We start from the raw sequence: 14,978 nt of genomic DNA, 5'->3' as shown, positions 1-14,978 counted from the left end.
TTATGGTTAGTTCTTCATTGAAAGAAAAACTAGGGATTATAAAGAATGGAGAGGATAACAATGCTTGATACCCATGCAAGAAAATATGTACAACCATTCATTGGTGGTGCGGCAAAAGCACTTTTAAAAGTAGGGCTGACTCCTAATCAAGTCACAATTATCTCGTTTATTATTGGTGCATCCTCGGGTGTGTTCTACTATTTTGGACTTACGATTGTCGCTGTTATTGTCCTCTGGTTATCCGGATTTTTAGATGCGGTGGATGGAACAATGGCCAGGGAAACACAAACATCACCATTCGGAACGGTAATGGATGTTACATTTGACCGATTAGTAGAAATCAGTGTGATTTTAGGAATTGCATTTGTTTTTCCAGATGTTCAATGGGCACTTTTACTGTTAAGTGTTTCAATTATTTTTTCAATTACTATATTTCTTACAGTTGGAGCTGTGTCAGATAAGCAAGGACTGAAAAGTTTTTATTATCAAGCTGGATTAGCAGAAAGAACGGAAGGATTTATTTTCTTAACACTTATGATGGTATTTCCAGACTATTTATTGCCGATTATTTTAATCTTTTTTGTGATAGAAGTGTTTACAGGATGTCAGCGTTTTTTAGAAGCAAAGAAAATATTGAAGTAAGGGAGAGGTTTATACAGTGAAAAAATATGACCTAGTTGTAATAGGTGGGGGAGCTGGAGGACTAACTGCTGCAGCTGGTGCTGCTTCATTAGGTGCTAAAGTTGCTCTGATAGAGAAAGAAAAGCAGCCTGGTGGAGATTGCTTACATTATGGATGTGTGCCATCAAAGGCTCTAATTGAAACAGCTAGAATGGTACATGATGCTAAAAAAATAGCGAACCTTGGTTTTACCTTAGAAGGTACCATTGATATGAAGCAAGTTAAAAAGAGAACAAAAGATGCGATTTCAACGATTCAAAGGCACGATGATGCTGACCGATTTAAAAAATTAGGAATTGATGTTTTTATAGGCAAAGGAAGCTTTCGATCAAAACATGAAGTTCAAATTAGTGGAGAAGAAGTGATATATGGAAAGCGAATCGTCATTTCTACAGGTTCAAGACCTTTTATTCCACCTATTAAAGGTTTAAAGGAAGCTGGTTTTATCACAAATGAAACCATTTTTGATCTAGAGCATTTACCCGAAAGCTTACTTGTGGTTGGTGGGGGTCCTGTTGGTCTAGAAATGGCCCAAGCGATGTCAAGGCTAGGAAGTAATGTAACAGTAGTAGAACGTTCACCGGATATTTTACTACGTGAAGATCATGAAATCAGGAATTTGGCAACTGATATACTATCTAAGGAAATAACGATCTATACAAATGCCTCCGCTTTGGAGGTTGAAATCGAAAATAATCAAAAGATAGTAAAAATAAAAAGAGATGAAAAGATACTTGAAATCCCTGTAGATGAAATACTAGTTGCAGTTGGCAGGGTGCCAAATACGGATTCTTTAGCATTACAGAATGTGAATGTGAAAACAAGTGAAAAAGGGCATATTATCGTAAATGATTCTTTGCAAACAAATATTCCTTCTATTTACGCAATTGGGGATGTAGTAGGAAAAATGCCCTTTACTCATGTTGCTGGAATGGAAGGGAAGCTTATTGTACAAAATGCTGTATTAGGTTTAAGAAGAAAAGTAAGCTATGAAACGGTCCCATGGAATACGTATTTGTCTCCAGAAATTTTTCATTTAGGGTTAACAGAAGAAGAAGCAAACGCAAAAAACATAGAGAATAACGTATATAAAATTAATTTAGACGATGTAGATCGTTTTGTTACTGATCATGAGACAAACGGTTTAGTAAAAATCTTAACTGATAAAAAGGGATATATTATTGGCGCACATGCAATCGGAAAAGGTGCTGGAGATTGGATGCAAGAAGTGGTCTTTGCAAAGCAATATAAAAGAAAACTAGGAGATATTTCTCAAGTCATTCACCCCTATCCAAATCATGCTGCAGCTGTACAACGAACGGCAGATGTATATTGGCGAGAAGCTCTGTTTACAGGGTGGATACCTAAACTCATTAAAAAATATATCCAATGGTTTCGATAAGAAAAGAGTGAGGTAAATAGAAGCTCACTCTCTAACTCTATAAATCATTTAATATTTCATTTACTCGATCTACATGGACGGCTAAACGCAATGTTTTTTTGATGTATCCTTCTTTTTTAAGTTGACTCATGATTGCGCTTGTCGTTTCTCTTGTAGATCCAACCATGTTTGCGACATCCTGATGGGTTATTTTCATTTCAATCGTTTGCCATTCATTTTTTCTTCTACCCGTTTTTTCACTCAACTTTAGTAACAGATAAATAATTCGATATCGTACATCGCCCAAGGCAATTTTTTCACTAAGACTATAAAGCTCTTTAAGTCTTGTTGATAATATATTAATTAATTTAATGGCAATCTTAGGGTTTTTTTCAATAAATGTTTCAAATTCTGTTTTACTAATCATACATAGATATGTGTCTGTCATTGCTTCAGCATACGTATTATCGTCAGTTACTGATAATGTTGAAGTTTCTCCAAAGATGTTTCCATCTACTAAGATATCTACAGTAAATTGTTTTCCGCTTTGGTTAATTTTATATAAGCGTACCTGACCTTTTTTTAATAGAAATAGTGCCTCAATCGGTTTTTCTGGTGAGAAAATAAGGACCCCTTTTTTGACAGGCTTCATTTCACTCATTTCATCAATGATTTGTAATTCTTCCATTGGTAGTTCATCTAAGAGGCTTATTTGTGACAATAGAAATAATTTATCCATGTAGACTCCTTTCTGTCTAAAGAATCTTTAGATTTATTTTATATTATAAAGCATTTTACGAATAAAACTTGTAATTTATCTTACTGACTTCATAAAGGGATTAAGGATAAGATATAATAAACAGGAGGTAGAGTTATGGACTATACATTATATACAATAGATGGATGCTTAAGATGCTTTAGTGTAAAAAAAATATTGGAAAATAACGAAATTTTATATATAGAAAAAAATGTTCTACACGATGTAGAAGCAAGATCAGAACTTATTAGATTAGTAGATGAAGTGATTGCGCCTGTTTTGATAAATACAAAAAATGGCGAAGTATTAAAATGGGATCAATTACAATCAACGTTTATATAGAGGAGCGAATGACATGATTTCAAATAATTTCCAAGTAGAAAAAGAATTAATTGATGCCAAAAAGACGATGGAACTTCAAAAGAGGCAAATGCAACAATTTTTAAGTTCTGCTCATTTCATTGTAGAATTATCAGAAAAATTATCGTTCTTAACTAACAAGGTAAGTCTTCAAGTTAATGAGGCAGAAAGTTTTGCACAAGAGGGTAAGAATTCAATTTTAGAAACAGTGAAAGAAATGGAGTTAATTCAGACAGAGTCTGTTGAAATGTTATCCAAAGTTTCGGTTTTAATCGAGCAATCAAAAGGAATTACTGAAATGATAAAGACACTGGAGCGAATTTCTTCTCAAACAAACCTATTAGCTTTAAATGCATCAATTGAGGCTGCTAGAGCAGGAACTGCGGGTCGTGGCTTTAATGTAGTTGCTCAAGAAATTAGAAAATTATCTATAGAGAGTTCTGAATCCACTAAAAAAGCAAAAACATCGGTCGAGAATATTTTGTCAGAGATCAACATAATAGCTAATGTTTCTAAAGTTAGTCATGAGAAAACTTCAACTGGTATCGAGAAGATAAAGAAAACAGAGCGACTGTTTAATCATATTCACGAATCTGTTCACAAAGTAACAGAAGATAAAAATGAATTATCTTCTATTACAAAAGAAATAACATCGGCTAGTGAAGGGGCTAATCAATTAAGTATAAAAATCGCTCAAAATCGAGAAATTATAGCAAAAGGATTAGAAATTGCTATTACTAAAAGATAGTCTTTCTGTGCTATCAACATTGAACTGTACCAAGTCAAAAAGGTTTAGAATAAATAAATTATCAATATATGAAAATAATTAACTATCCACAAAATAATAGGTGGGATAATTAATAATACATAGGGTGCGGGGCCAAGCTTATTAACAACGGTCCTCATCCCATGCATGCAAACAACAGGGGAGCTTAAGACGAATGTCCAACCTGCAACAGTGGCGACAAGCTTTTCTTGGAGTGATAGGGATTTAAAGAAATAGATCATTACGAATAAGCTTAAAAACCCAACCAGTATTGTTTTCATTACCATTAGAAATAAAATAGACCAGTTAAATAGTTCATGGTTTACAAAAGCAAAATGGTTAATAGATGACATAATAAATAGATAAAGCCCAAGGCTACCTAACTGATGAAGTTTAGTGGCTTTTTCAGTTTGTAAGGATCTACGTTTAAGGATGTATCCTAAGAAAAATCCTGCAAGAAGTCCAAATACAAAATCATGTAAAAATAAAACGTTTAAAGAATGAAGTCTCATGGTTAAAAAGACAAATAGGAACGAAACTGTTATTACAAAAAAATGTAGCCTTGTCAAAGTAAGAGGTAAATACTCTTGTTGAAGGTTCTTATTGTCTTTATTCTTTAGAACTCTATTTGAAACGAATAGGAAAATGGGTGTGCTTATGAACACGATAACCATTTGTATGGAGCTCCAGTACATCAGGAAATCTGTATATATGTTCGAAGTGACATATTCCATTATAAAGGGACTATACGCAAACATTGCAGAACCAACTAAAATTTGAAGATCCTCTGGAAAAGGTAATGATATAAGATTTAGAACCACGATAATTAAAATACTAATAATGGATAAAACGAAAACTCTTATGAAGTATTTTTTGTTAATAATAGTTGCAATTTGGAATCCAATTGAAAATAAAAAGATTGTTACAGCAAGACGTTCTAGAAAAAATGGTAATGTAAGTTCAAAATTAAAGAAGTGATACAAGATATAAGAAATTGGTATTAACAAGAATGTTGCAGTATAAGGTATGGAAATAAAAAAGTGTTGTAAGTTTAATTGATTGACAATCTTTGTTGCAGTAAACAGACATACTCCGAAAAAGACGATACTAAAGATAGACATGAAGCACCTCATATTTGATAGATAAACATATACTAATTAAATAATCGTTTCAAAGCTTTAAGTGGCACTTAAGTAGGAGTGATGGCTTATGTAAAAAAACCTTACTTTTTATATTTTCGAATAAAGCGGCGATCAATTCTATTTTTAAGTAACCAAGCGCTTTTATGATGAAAATAAAAGTTATTATATAGTAAAAGACCTTGTTTTTGTCCAGTCGAAAGGATGGATAAGTAATTTTTTTGTGGTTGGAAAGGTACTAGAAGCATTTCCTTCAAATAGCTTAAAATATTTCTCCACAAAATAGGACTTTGTCTAATAGCGTTCACTCCATTTTTAGGGAGGGTGGGATATTCTACTAAAGATACACAATCACCTGCACCAAAAATATATGGGTATTGTACGCTTTGTAGAAATCTATTTGTAACTAAGTACCCTGTTTCATTAACCGTTAAATTAGAATGTTTAAAAAGCAATGGTGCTTTAGGTCCAGTGAGCCATAGAAGGCCGTCATATGATAATGTTAATCCGGATTTAGTAATAATTTTACTGTCAAATACATCAATTACAGGTTCATTCTCATGGATGATAACACCTTTTCTTATTGCAATCTCCTTTGTGGTTTTTGAGATCTTGTCATTATAGCCGCTCAATAATTGCTTTGAAGACACTAATGTAACGGTTGCATTCAATTTTCGTTGCGTTAATTGAAATGCTTTAATGGCAAGTGCCAATTCAAATCCTGATGCTCCCCCACCGACTATAATTGGATTCTCTTTTTCTCTTAGCAGATTTACACTATCTGAAAACATGTAGGTTGGCTTAATTGGAAAAATCTCTTTAGAGAAGCTTGATGGTTTTTCGCCAATTGAACCAATATCAAATGAGATAACATCAAACTGAATGTTGTGTCCTTTTGAACATTCAACATATTTGCTTACTGGAGATACTTTAATAACATGGTCCTCTACAAATTCAAATGAGGAATGTTTAGAAAGTTGTCTTACATCTATCCTAATGTCATCAATTGAATAAATTCCCTCTGTGTAACCTGAAAACATTCCTGAATAATATTGGTATGGAGAGGGGGATATGAGTATAAATTTTATATCATTTAGGTTTGCCTTTTCTACCATTTTCAGACAATATAAATGAGCATGGCCTGCTCCAATTAATATTACAGTTTTTATTGTATACACCTCATTTACTAATAAGAAAGCCACATACAATAGTATGTGACCTTTCCCAACTAAAAAAACGTAGATAAAAATTCGGTTACTGGGTCAGGCGTTTTTGCATTAGCACTGTGTAGATGCCCTATTTTCTTACCTTCTTTAAAAACAAGTAAGCTTGGTATACCCATCACATCGTTTTCAGAAGAAATCTGTTCAAACTGATCTTTATTTAAATTATACATTGGAATAGAATCAAATCCTTCTAAAACTTCTTCCATAAAGTTATCCATCCTCTTGCAATCCGGGCACCAATCTGCATAAAATTTGATTACAACAGCTTTAGATGAATCAATATAATTCTTAAATTCTACGAAACTCTTTATTTCTTTACTCATGTTGTGATCATCCTTTCCATTACGCTGAAACTTGAGTATTTATAGTATTGCCTTTCATTACCTTATTTACAATAGCAAGAATAACTGTAAAGAAAATATGAGTTAGCAAGCTCATCATTTGGTCCGGTGCAAATGCATGACTAATCATAGAACCCATCCCTAACATCATCGGCATGATTAGTAATGGTCCGATCACCCATAATATAACTCCGTAAGTGATGGTAGCTATGATAGGGTTACGCACGATTTTAGTAAAAATAACAAAGCCACCAGCAAAGATAATACTAATAATCATATGAATGAGCCACCCGACAACAAGACTTTCACTTCCAGCCATCATAGCAATCATCGGAATCATGCCCATCATTTGCATCATGATACCAAAGATTACTCCTCCAATAATTCCACCAAGGATTGCAGCCTTTAGAGATTTATTCATTTTTTTCACCCCCTATTTTATTCTTACTCTCATCTTACGAAAGGGTAGTATTTCTTTCTGTAACATAGCTTACATAAATTTTAAAAGGTTTAGTATTAATGAAAAAAGTAACAAATTGTACAGGTGTGGTTAGAAAAGATGATGAATTAGGTCGAATTGTGATTCCGATTGATTTGAAACGTTGTATAAGAGCTACATGAGGAAATACTGCATCTCAGGCAAAATGGTTAATTTACTAAATTGTCAACAAAGGCTGAAAGAATGTCCGAGAAACAACACAGCAACGGTAGCTCCAAATCCTCTTGTGACTATTGTAAGTGTTTAGGTGGAGTGTCTTTATGTGACTTATGAAGTACCTCCGCAAATATATCTTCTTGACTAGTAGATTGTTTAAGTTGAGGGTTTGACTGATCTTCTAGTTGTTTAGGTAATGTAACAGGTTGTGAGTAACTGAGTGCAAAATTATTCAATGTTAGTTGTAGTTGTTGGATGTCGTCTGATATTTTTTGGAATTCTTTCTGTGTAACAGGCTGTGATTCTTTTTTTAACGTGAAACCTATTTGTCCATTAGGCTCTAGTGTTGCATATTGCACATCACTAATTTTCGTTACATTTTTCTGTCTTAAATTCATCTCAAGTTGGTCAACGCTTAATCTAATTTTTTTTAAATTTTTTTCATTCAAAATTCCGTTTTCAATTACTATCTTTGCTTTTCCAGTGATAAGCTTTTCAAAACCATCAGACTTCATTTGTAAAAATTGCAATAAAACTAAAGTGACAACAAGTACTCCAGCTACCAAAAAGGTGGTCCCTAGATCTTTTCCTGAAACAGGCTGAATCATTAAAGAACCAATGGCGATCAGAATGACTGTTTCTGAAATGGTCATTTGTGAAATGGTCTTTCTTCCTGCAATTCTTAAGAGAAATGTACCTACAAGAACAATAACGATTGCTTTCCAAACAAAATCCCAATCCATTATCAAACCTCACTTTTTGTATTAATTTCCGCATAGGTATAATGTCTACTAATCATTCTTAAAAATGTATAGAAAGAGGAAAAAAGTTATTTTTGATTATTTCGGTAGTAGAATTGTTCATATGTGTCTGTGTTTTTAGAAAAACCTATCCTGTTTATCTTGTTAAAGGATTTGTGAAAGGGACTCAACGGTAAAATGGATACGATGAGTCGTTATGTTCCCTTTAGGAGCAAAACTGACACAATTCGGGCACCTAATCCCTCCGGAGGTTCCTATCAAGAGCAAAATGAGCGCAATAGGGTAACTAGAAGCTGCTTCAGCTGAAGGCTAATTTTATTTAAATAATTAAGGAGGAAAGTAATAAGAGGATCAATTGTATTGGTAACATCCTTTTCTTCATATTTACATTCCCACATATTGCATCTTCTCGATTTTCTGGTCAAGCTGTTCAATGAGTAAACTCTCTTTTTGTTCATCAATATTTCGGTAGTGGTGAAGGTTACTTTGTTGTTTGTCCATTTCATCGGCTAGGTGAATGCCTTTTTGTAATAAACTTAGTTCGAAATTCCCACTTGGAAGAGTGGAGTCGGTGTGAAATAGGATAGCGTGTGCGATCTCTGTTGCTACTTGTTTGTCTTCGCCGAGGCGGACTAGCAATTTATGTGCTCGTTCAGCACCTTTAATGGGGTAGATCTCATAGTCACGATAAAGCTGATAATCCCACTCTCCGTTTGAATACCATTCAAAATGACCAATATCGTGAAGATACCCAGCCTTTGCTGCCAAATCAGGATGAACGTTATATTCCTCTGCCAATTTGAATGCGTGGTAAGCTACTGATATAGCATGGGCCATACCTGATCGTCTAACATATTTTTGTGTAATAGGGTGCATGTAAATATTAATAAAGTAACAAGTCTCATTTAATTCCTCCTCTTAATGTTAAATTATCGATATATTATCAAACTAGAAGAGATATATCAGTGGTATTTTTAGGATTAAAAAAAGAAGCTCCATTTTCACTGATACTTGAAAAATGAAGATCTGGTATTTATCCTATAACAGCTCGATCTCAATTGAATGTACTTCTTGTAAATTTTTTAGGTCTTCATAAACATCTGACGTGTAACGATTTTGATGAATGGTCACGACTAAATCAATAAGGCAGTAGTTCTTCTCTTGATCATCCTTAAATCGGACCCGTTGTATGGTCATCTTCAGATCCCTAATATGTTGGAACGTTTCCTTTAATGATATTTCCTTCATTACTTCAATTTTCACTCGAATTTCTTTTTGACGTAAGGTCTTAGGCCCGATTTTTTTTAGAAGTGGGCTTAGTCCTTCAACTGCAATAAGCATGAGTAGCATGGCACTAATGGCTTCTATGTAAAATCCTGCTCCTACCGTAATGCCTAAACCAGCAGCTGCCCAAATCATGGCGGCTGTGGTTAAGCCACTTATTACATCATTATTTCGGCTTAGGATGGCACCTGCACCTAGAAACCCGACTCCTGAAATGATTTGAGCTGCAAGTCTTAGAGATCCATCGGTTTCTCATAAGCTACAGCATATAAATCTGAAGCATGAATGGATACAATTGTTAGCAGGCATGAGCTCACGGAGATAATAATGGTCGTCTTTAGCCCAAGAGGCTTCTTCTTCAATTCGCGTTCTAACCCCACAGCAGCCCCAAGTATTAAGGATAATATGAGTTTTTGAAATAAGACATAATCAATTTCCACAGATAATCCCCCTTGTAAATATCATATTCTCTAATTTCTCCAAGCATAAGGATAAAAGTAACAAAAAGAAATGGTTTTCAATTTAGGTAGACAAGAATGGAGTCAAATGAGTACGATACATGTAGGGAGAAATGCACTTTCGAGTTCCTTTTTAAGGGGGAGACCAAAATGAAGATCATAATAGCAACACTGGATGAGTTGGATTCAGTTGTTGAATTGTTTAATCAATATCGCATGTTTTACAAGCAGGCGTCTGACCTAATTGGAGCTCAAGAGTTCCTAAGGAAAAGAATCGAAAACAAGGAATCTGTTATTTTTCTAGCTACCCATGAAGACAAACCGGTTGGATTTACACAGCTTTTTCCCATGTTTTCATCGGTGAGTATGAAAAGAACATGGATACTAAATGATTTATTTGTTTCAGAGTCTGCTCGAAGATTAGGGGTAGGTGAAGCCCTAATTGATGCAGCCATTGGTTATGGTACAGACACATTTGCAAAAGGAATTCTTTTAGAAACAGGAAATGAAAACGTTAAAGCGCAGGCTCTTTACGAGAAAATTGGATTTAAACGTGAAGAGAGCTATTTCTACTTCTACTCCCTTTAAATTGAAGGTTCTTTTCTAAGAGACTGTTGCTTTTAGTTAGGAGTTGAGGCTCCCAAAACGAACGCGGAAGGCGATGGTTCTCTCGCAGCAATCAATACTCAAATTTAACAGAGCATAATTGAAAAAACACTCTCCACGATTGAAGAGTGCGATTTTTTTTATCTTGAAAACGTAATCTTTTGAAGAAGTCTTAATTTGTCTGATGATTGTAGTCCGGCTAGCCCAATTGAGCAAAGACCAGATAAAAGGAATGAACTGTATTTGAATATAATTTCCATGCGTAGAAATGCCCCCCTCATACAAGTAGTATGACCGGGTGATTTTAACAATACGTTTTGTAAAAATTGGATAACCTTAGCTATTATTTTTGCTTTGCAAGTTTCTCTCGATTATCAGTTTGAGGAGGTTCTTCTAGCCAACCATTCTTAATCATGATATTAGCCCCATCTTCTGCGTATAGGGCAATTTCAGGAATAAGTGAAGCATATTTCATACCTATGTCCCTTCTAGGGCTTGCTCCCATGGCAACCCCGTAGTTTCCAATACCAGCTGCGATCATGGCAGTAATGTGAAAGAGCATAAGCTTGTCTGAAAAAGGAGGAGATGTAGAATCAGTTACAGCCGTATCCCAACTCATGGGTGCAGGTAGATCATCGTTTTTTAAAATATTACTAAATAAGTCCATATGTTTATGAGCAATTTTTTTTCCTCTTAGAAAATATTTCATGACTTCATCATTCTTCGCACATTGAGCGAAGGCCATTATTAATGCCTTTCCAATAGCATTCTTTTGGACGTTTATGAATAAGTGGGTAACTTCAAGGGATGTCAAGGGTCTTATTTCTCCAATAAAACCTGACAAAAAGCTTTGCTTTTGAACAAAATCTACACGGTCTGGCCTTGAAATGTAAGGAGGACGGATATAGATTCCGAGCTTTAACATTAACTCTCTCGTTTGATCCTGTAATAGAACCGCTCCTTTAAGAACTTCCTTATGAAACGCTACACAATCAGGCCGTGTAACAATACCTATTGCTAGGCTACTTGCAGCCATAACTAAAATGGACTTATGTCTTAAATACATTAAAACAAATGTATCAGAAAAAAGTTTAGGAGCATTCACGTTCACGTCTTTATCTGTAAATCCAATTGGTGTAGGAAAGCCGTTACTATGAAATATCTGTTTCATGATTGACAGATGTTTTTTTGAAGTGAGAAGGGCAAATTCAATAACCGGTTTTACTTCTTCATCCTCAACCTTTGCTAAGAAATGACTTAGGACACAAACAGAGGTAGAATCATTGATAAATTGTCCCCATAAGCCTGAAATTTCTGAGGCTGTTAATTGGATTCTTGTTTTGTCTTGCATCAATACACCGTCCTTAACAAATCGAAAAATGATACAACATTCCATTGATTAGTGTTCCAAGTACAGTAAATTTTATTACCGCAATCTACTCCGCAAAAACAATCTTCTGTCCACAATAGTTAGTTAAGGTATAAAATGCACAACCAACTAAGACAGCAAGCTCTTCCTGTGGTTGATTGGACATATTGATCATCCATGCGCTAATCGAATAGGAACCAAAGTAGCATATAAGAATAACTACGAAAAATGCAGGGGCCCCCCTTTGATGAGACCTTTGACTTTTAAACGTAAATTTACGATTCAGAAAATAACTTATAACAGCTCCTGTTCCATTTCCGATAAAAGTAGATAACCAGTAGTTCATTTCGAAAGCATTCATTAAAATTAAAATCAATGACAAGCCTACAAGTGTATTCATAACGCCGACAAGTAAAAATCGAACAAAGGAGTTAGTTTGTCTCAGATAATCTCGGAGCGTTAAGATGTATAGACTCATCACTGTACCCCTCTTGAGTTAGTAAGTGCTGTGGAACGGGTAGATTAAAGAGATCAATATCGATAATGAATTTAGGACGTCGCTTTGATTCTTTGTATATTTTCCCTATATATTCCCCTATTAACCCGATTGCCATTAATTGTAGCCCTCCAATTAGCCAAATCGAAGTTATGAGGGATGTCCAGCCTAGCTCTGTATTTCCGAAAAACTTTAACCCCAAGAAATAGGTGCCAAAGGCCAGGCTAATAAGAAATGAAAGTACCCCAAATACTAATACCATCCGAATGGGAGTAACGGAGAAGGAAGTAATACCATCAAAGGCGAAGCTGAGCATTTTTTTGAGTGGGTATTTGCTTTCTCCTGCCATTCTTTCTTTTCGCTCGTAATAAACAGAAGTGGACCGAAACCCAATGAGTGGAACGATTCCTCTTAAAAATAAATTTACTTCTTCGAAACGTTGGAGCTCATCTAAGGCCCTTTTGCTCATTAACCTGAAGTCTGCATGGTTGTAGATTAATTGGACTCCCATTTTCTTCATAAGCTTATAAAATCCTTCAGCTGTATTACGCTTAAATAAAGTATCTTTTTTTCTAGCCTGACGGACTCCGTAAACAATTTCGTTTCCTTCTTGAAATTTCAGAATGAACTCACGAATGACGTTACTATCATCTTGTAAGTCTGCATCAATCGAAATTACACAGTCAGATGTCTCTTTTGACGCATAAAGTCCAGCTAGTAATGCATTTTGATGTCCTACATTTCTAGATAGTTTTAATCCCTTGACCATCATGTTCCTAATGCTAGCTTTAAAAATAATGGACCATGTTTGATCCTTACTTCCATCATCTACAAATAGAAGCTTGCTTTCGTTTGAAATAAGTTCCTCTGTTACCAAGTCTTCAAGTACAAGATGAAGTTGAGAAATCGTTTCATGTAAAACCGCTTCCTCGTTATAGCACGGGACAACAATTGTTAATAATGGTGGGTTCACAAAGCTTCCTCCTGTTGTTTAGATCACCTTATACAAGTATATTTTCCAATGAGAAGTGTCTGTTTCGAAAATGCGTTCTAAAGATAGCTTGTTCTTGTTTGCATTTTTTATTGGAATGGCTGAAAGTAAAAAACGTCCTCCTAGCTTCTTAAAAGGCTCAGGGTTCAAGTCGAGGTTCTTCAACTCTTTCTTGGAGCGATTTGAAAACATATAATGCTTGCCGAGTTCATCTGTAAAGATGTAGCATCGACCGCCCCACTCATCAAAATAGGTTCGAATGGTTTTGTTTTCTTCTAATTCATTCTCAATGATTTTCCTGAACTGGTATTTATACGTTAACGGATAGAAGTTATTATAGGTGTCTAGTGTGTAGAATCCGTTATATTGGGAGATTGATGGATGAATTCCAATAGAAGCAACACGGTATTGATCAAGTGGAAGTCCGATATGTTCTTTAATTTCCTGAAATAAGTCCTCCGCCATAAACTCTTTCACTGAAGGTTTATTACGATGAACGATTTCATCGTTATAAGCTCCCAAAACGAGTAACTGACCCACGATTAGAAACCAAACTATGGATTTGTACTTCCAAATTATTTGTAACCCAAGTGCAAAGCTTACATAAATAATGAACGGTCTTAAAAAATGAAACCGGGCAAAGTTGAATGTGTCTAGGAAATGAAACCGTTCGGTAATAGGTATCCAACCCTTATAAAACCAAAATGCATACCAAGCAGAAAGACCGAAATTTATCAGTAGCAAGTTAATAAATAATTGTTCACTTTTCCATATTCGTTTTTTAATAATGAAATACGAGGCAAGTAGAAGGGTCATCAGAATAAATAATCCGTGAACCGTCATTACATGGGTGTGGCCAAGGAAAAAGTTTTTAAATGTTAGTTTGACCGATTGTAGAAATGATAACCTAGCATGAAAATATTCATCTCGACTAGTAGGTTCAGAAGAAAAAAAGGTAGAGTAAACGAGTCGATATTCAATGAGTAAATAAACAAAGGTCATATATACAATGGAAAGTAAAAAACGTAGATTCCAGCCTTTTCCTTTTAAAAAATCAAGTAGCCAAACGATTCCAATTGCTAGTAAAAAAAAGAAAATGCCTAGAACAAAACTTGAATAGAACGGTAAAAGCGTGAGGACCAAGAAGTTTTTCCATGAGTTCTCTCCATTTCGGATATTCAAAAACGCCCAAGTAGCAAGAGGCATTCCTAATGTACTAAGCATTCCGGAAGGCCAAAACGGTGTTAAAGAGAATGCTAGGGCAACTCCGACACGAATAATGTAGTATTCCCGTTCTTTAATAAAGTGTTTTTTTAACAAAAGATACATTCCTATAAAAGCAAATACTCTCGTTATGGTTTGGCTTAAAGCATATGCAACCATGGTTGGAAAGATGGCATGCAGCCATACAATGCCACTCCATTCCGTCCCAAAAGCATTCCTTGGCAACCCATTTATGATTTGAGGAATGGTAGAGTCTAATGATCCAAAGAGTTCACCACTATTTATTAATACCTTGTACCAGGCTAGGTTCGAATCTAAATTATCGTGTACTCGAATATGAGCATTTTCCCCGAGAATAAACAAGGGAGACAAATATAGGCCTATGAGCAAAAAGGCAAAGAACAGAAGTCTTTGCTCGCTAGTAGGCTTTTGTAAGGAATCCACTTCAGCCACACCCCGCAAATAGTAGAGTCTAGTTCTTTA

18 protein-coding genes are annotated in these 14,978 nt (G+C 35.1%); 5 read left to right on the top strand and 13 right to left on the bottom strand.

Annotation, left to right across the window (positions count from 1 at the left end; genetic code table 11):
• The first annotated feature begins 60 nt into the window (after positions 1-60).
• Both ACOI1C_RS11545 and ACOI1C_RS11540 read left to right on the top strand, forming a co-directional pair.
• Positions 61-642: a CDP-alcohol phosphatidyltransferase family protein gene (locus ACOI1C_RS11545; RefSeq protein WP_422510701.1), complete on the top strand. Its 582-nt coding sequence runs from the start codon at positions 61-63 to the stop codon at positions 640-642.
• Positions 643-658: 16 nt separating this feature from the next.
• A complete protein-coding gene (locus ACOI1C_RS11540) occupies positions 659-2,083 on the top strand; it encodes a dihydrolipoyl dehydrogenase family protein (protein ID WP_422510675.1) in 1,425 nt (474 codons plus the stop codon).
• A gap of 37 nt (positions 2,084-2,120) precedes the next feature.
• Here the strand turns inward: ACOI1C_RS11540 and ACOI1C_RS11535 are convergent, their stop codons facing one another.
• Positions 2,121-2,801 carry a Crp/Fnr family transcriptional regulator gene (locus tag ACOI1C_RS11535; protein ID WP_422510674.1) on the bottom strand — a complete coding sequence of 227 codons (681 nt, stop codon included), beginning with the start codon at positions 2,799-2,801 and terminating at the stop codon, positions 2,121-2,123.
• Between the two features lie 135 nt (positions 2,802-2,936).
• Here ACOI1C_RS11535 and ACOI1C_RS11530 point away from each other — a divergent pair, with 135 nt between their 5' ends.
• Both ACOI1C_RS11530 and ACOI1C_RS11525 read left to right on the top strand, forming a co-directional pair.
• Positions 2,937-3,161, top strand: coding sequence for a glutaredoxin domain-containing protein (locus ACOI1C_RS11530; protein ID WP_422510673.1), 225 nt, complete (start codon positions 2,937-2,939; stop codon positions 3,159-3,161).
• A gap of 13 nt (positions 3,162-3,174) precedes the next feature.
• Positions 3,175-3,927, top strand: coding sequence for a methyl-accepting chemotaxis protein (locus ACOI1C_RS11525; RefSeq protein ID WP_422510672.1), 753 nt, complete (start codon positions 3,175-3,177; stop codon positions 3,925-3,927).
• 44 nt (positions 3,928-3,971) lie between these two features.
• On the opposite strand, the gene ACOI1C_RS11520 is transcribed toward ACOI1C_RS11525, so the two are convergent.
• The 8 genes from ACOI1C_RS11520 to ACOI1C_RS11485 all read right to left on the bottom strand — a co-directional run bounded on the left by ACOI1C_RS11520 (position 3,972) and on the right by ACOI1C_RS11485 (position 9,791).
• Positions 3,972-5,066 (bottom strand): hypothetical protein, encoded by a 1,095-nt coding sequence (locus ACOI1C_RS11520; protein ID WP_422510671.1) that lies wholly within the window; start codon positions 5,064-5,066, stop codon positions 3,972-3,974.
• Between the two features lie 101 nt (positions 5,067-5,167).
• Positions 5,168-6,262, bottom strand: a complete 1,095-nt coding sequence (locus ACOI1C_RS11515) for an FAD-dependent oxidoreductase (RefSeq protein ID WP_422510670.1) — start codon at positions 6,260-6,262, stop codon at positions 5,168-5,170.
• Positions 6,263-6,312: 50 nt separating this feature from the next.
• Positions 6,313-6,633 carry a thioredoxin family protein gene (locus tag ACOI1C_RS11510; RefSeq protein ID WP_422510669.1) on the bottom strand — a complete coding sequence of 107 codons (321 nt, stop codon included), beginning with the start codon at positions 6,631-6,633 and terminating at the stop codon, positions 6,313-6,315.
• 19 nt (positions 6,634-6,652) lie between these two features.
• Positions 6,653-7,072 (bottom strand): hypothetical protein, encoded by a 420-nt coding sequence (locus ACOI1C_RS11505; protein WP_422510668.1) that lies wholly within the window; start codon positions 7,070-7,072, stop codon positions 6,653-6,655.
• A 308-nt stretch (positions 7,073-7,380) separates the two neighbouring features.
• Positions 7,381-8,049 (bottom strand): DUF421 domain-containing protein, encoded by a 669-nt coding sequence (locus ACOI1C_RS11500; RefSeq protein ID WP_422510667.1) that lies wholly within the window; start codon positions 8,047-8,049, stop codon positions 7,381-7,383.
• 402 nt (positions 8,050-8,451) lie between these two features.
• Positions 8,452-8,904: an HD domain-containing protein gene (locus ACOI1C_RS11495; protein ID WP_422510666.1), complete on the bottom strand. Its 453-nt coding sequence runs from the start codon at positions 8,902-8,904 to the stop codon at positions 8,452-8,454.
• Positions 8,905-9,105: 201 nt separating this feature from the next.
• Positions 9,106-9,534, bottom strand: a complete 429-nt coding sequence (locus ACOI1C_RS11490; protein ID WP_422510700.1) for an MgtC/SapB family protein — start codon at positions 9,532-9,534, stop codon at positions 9,106-9,108.
• A gap of 50 nt (positions 9,535-9,584) precedes the next feature.
• Positions 9,585-9,791: an MgtC/SapB family protein gene (locus ACOI1C_RS11485; protein ID WP_422510665.1), complete on the bottom strand. Its 207-nt coding sequence runs from the start codon at positions 9,789-9,791 to the stop codon at positions 9,585-9,587.
• Positions 9,792-9,959: 168 nt separating this feature from the next.
• Here ACOI1C_RS11485 and ACOI1C_RS11480 point away from each other — a divergent pair, with 168 nt between their 5' ends.
• The gene (locus ACOI1C_RS11480; protein WP_422510664.1) at positions 9,960-10,397 is read left to right on the top strand and encodes a GNAT family N-acetyltransferase; all 438 of its coding nucleotides are present in this window, start codon (positions 9,960-9,962) and stop codon (positions 10,395-10,397) included.
• A 361-nt stretch (positions 10,398-10,758) separates the two neighbouring features.
• Here the strand turns inward: ACOI1C_RS11480 and ACOI1C_RS11475 are convergent, their stop codons facing one another.
• From ACOI1C_RS11475 to ACOI1C_RS11460, 4 genes are all read right to left on the bottom strand, one after another.
• Positions 10,759-11,766, bottom strand: coding sequence for a DUF3231 family protein (locus tag ACOI1C_RS11475; protein ID WP_422510663.1), 1,008 nt, complete (start codon positions 11,764-11,766; stop codon positions 10,759-10,761).
• An 85-nt stretch (positions 11,767-11,851) separates the two neighbouring features.
• Positions 11,852-12,262 (bottom strand): GtrA family protein, encoded by a 411-nt coding sequence (locus tag ACOI1C_RS11470; protein ID WP_422510662.1) that lies wholly within the window; start codon positions 12,260-12,262, stop codon positions 11,852-11,854.
• A complete protein-coding gene (locus ACOI1C_RS11465) occupies positions 12,216-13,253 on the bottom strand; it encodes a glycosyltransferase family 2 protein (RefSeq protein WP_422510661.1) in 1,038 nt (345 codons plus the stop codon). The genes ACOI1C_RS11470 and ACOI1C_RS11465 overlap by 47 nt, the downstream gene beginning before the upstream one ends.
• Positions 13,254-13,271: 18 nt before the next feature.
• A complete protein-coding gene (locus ACOI1C_RS11460) occupies positions 13,272-14,939 on the bottom strand; it encodes a DUF6044 family protein (RefSeq protein WP_422510660.1) in 1,668 nt (555 codons plus the stop codon).
• Positions 14,940-14,978 lie beyond the last annotated feature (39 nt).

The sequence above is a fragment of the Bacillus sp. DJP31 genome, assembly GCF_049310945.1.
GTDB lineage: Bacteria > Bacillota > Bacilli > Bacillales > SA4 > Bacillus_BS.
The sequence above is the reverse complement of the archived record's forward strand: the minus strand, read 5'-3'. Positions and strand labels throughout refer to the sequence as shown.